1 protein-coding gene is annotated in these 521 nt (G+C 47.2%); it reads right to left on the bottom strand.

Features of this window, described 5'->3' with window-relative positions:
• On the bottom strand, positions 1 to 260 hold a 260-nt coding region (locus tag ACOCD2_RS26120; protein ID WP_293675721.1), incomplete at its 3' end, for a DUF4172 domain-containing protein.
• Positions 261 to 521: the final 261 nt, after the last annotated feature.

Here is a 521-nt window from a genome sequence, read left to right as displayed (position 1 = left end):
AACCCCATTAGTGCGGCAATGGAGTTGACGACGGACTCCCGATCCAGTCGTTCGCCCTCGATCTCCATCGTCTTGATGGCCTCGCTCACCATCAGATCAACGGTAATTTCCTGGCGTGGAATCTCTGCCAGCGCCTCGATGCGCCCGGCCAGACGTGAGGCTACAGCGGTAAATTCACTACATATCTCGGTGAAAACCACTTCTTCGTACTGAAAATTCGGCCAATCCGACCGTTGCCATACCCACTTCGCGTTACGCATGGCTGAAATATAGCGCGAATTTCAGCCAAATAACAGCAGATAATGGCTGATAAAAGAGAGCAAGGTCGATTGCTGAAGAACATAAATTATGTAAACATATAATATATGCTATATTAAGCAATATGGAGCGACATAAATTAAATGGTTCCTCGACGTTTTAAGTGGAATTCCTCCAAAAACCTGTGCCAGTATAGCGCCAAATACTGGCATGAGGAAAAGACGTGGACGGCAACGAGATACTGCTACTGGGATTGGGGATTC

The organism is Thiolapillus sp. (assembly GCF_048562965.1).
GTDB lineage: Bacteria > Pseudomonadota > Gammaproteobacteria > Chromatiales > Chromatiaceae > Thiolapillus > Thiolapillus brandeum_A.
The sequence above is the reverse complement of the archived record's forward strand: the minus strand, read 5'-3'. Positions and strand labels throughout refer to the sequence as shown.